Annotated in this window: 2 protein-coding genes; both read left to right on the forward strand. The window is 29.3% G+C overall.

Annotation, left to right across the window (positions count from 1 at the left end):
• Positions 1-79: 79 nt before the first annotated feature.
• On the forward strand, positions 80-622 hold the full coding sequence (locus B5X62_RS15390) for a hypothetical protein (RefSeq protein WP_079668370.1): 543 nt from the start codon (positions 80-82) through the stop codon (positions 620-622).
• Between the two features lie 350 nt (positions 623-972).
• On the forward strand, positions 973-1,518 hold the full coding sequence (locus B5X62_RS15395) for a hypothetical protein (RefSeq protein WP_079668371.1): 546 nt from the start codon (positions 973-975) through the stop codon (positions 1,516-1,518).
• The last annotated feature ends 92 nt before the right edge of the window (positions 1,519-1,610 follow it).

The following is a 1,610-nucleotide window of genomic DNA, read 5'->3' on the forward strand; positions in this document are numbered from 1 at the left end:
CAAATCCTAAATATTAACCAAAAAGAGTCAACCTATTTCAGGACATGACAACGACAGTTCGAATATCAAATAATTAACAATGAGCGAGCACAGCATTACAGTTGTTCCAAGACAATCAAGTTACCCTGACAACAAAATCAAAGCAAAGGAGATTTTGGATTGGTTGACTTCGCAGGACATCGTTAAGCCGACACTTTCTGACTGTATTTTAAGTTCTGACAATGGCTATGCAATTTCAGACGGTGCACGACAAGTAACAAATATACCTGACGAATTACCATTTGACCTTATTACAAACGGACTTGAAATTATTACTAACCGACAGGTTTTTCATACTGGTGAAAATGGTATGGAAGAATGTATTTGTCCAAATTGCAAAGAGAATATTGCATCAGAGGACTGGAGTTTCTTTAATGATTGGGATGAACAAAAAAGTAACAATCTGACTTGTCCTTTATGTAATGTTGCGACTGACATTCACAAATTCACTTTTTCACCTGACTGGGGTTTTAGCGACTTAGGGTTTACATTTTGGAATTGGTCGGACTTGACTGACGAGTTTATTTCAGAGTTCAGACAAAAATTAGGTTGCGACATTTCAATAGTTTATACACACATTTAACAATGGAGAACAACAAGGCTACACATAACATTGTATTGGCAAAATGCGGGGTTAAATGCATAATAGAAAGATTTGAAAAATTTATACGCCGCTGCTTTTCATATTGTTTTTTTCTTAATTTAACAATCTGAAAAAGCATCGGCTCCGTTTGGTCTGAACTTGAACATTTGTTCAAATTAAGCCCGCACTTCGCCAATACTTTTTCCGTTATTTGTAATTTTATACAAACAAGAATGTTGAAAGATTTATACAAAATTTTTCCAAAGACTGAAAGCTAATTTATAAGTTGATAATAAATATTTTGGAATTAATAAATATGATTTTCTCAAACAAACAACTAAAAATAGGATATGAATAAAAAACTTCAAATTCTTGTAATTGCTGTTTTAGCTATAGTGATTTTAAAAATATTTAACGGATTAATAATCTTAAACATTGGAACTTCAAAAATTGAAACAAATGCTTATCCCAAATTTTTATTTTATCTACTTGGATTGTTATACATTTCTATCTTTTTTATGTCTAATTTAAAGATCTATAATTATATTAAAAATCAAAAACATAAATATTGGAAATTATCTGCTTTTACTTTATTAATTGGAATTTGTTCTTATTTACTTTTTTTTCTTATACAATTAATAACTTTCAAGTATTTTCCAAATTATGACCCAAATGCTATTACAAGTAAAAATCTTGGTATTCCCTATATTGAACCGAAATTCAATCCTATTAATGAACTACTTATAAACCCTATTATTCAGTTTTACTATTATATTCCTGGAATACAATTTTTCCCATTAGATGTTGTAATGTATTTTTTTGGACAGCCATTATTTTTATCATTTGTTTTTCCATTAGTTGTAATATTATTGCGGAATAAAAAAAACTACAGATAACATTGTATTGGCAAAATGCGGGGTTAAATGTATAATTGAAAAATTTGAAATATTTAGCCGCCAATATTTTTCAATTCCACATTTTTGTTTAA

It is taken from the genome of Soonwooa buanensis, from assembly GCF_900167905.1.
GTDB lineage: Bacteria > Bacteroidota > Bacteroidia > Flavobacteriales > Weeksellaceae > Soonwooa > Soonwooa buanensis.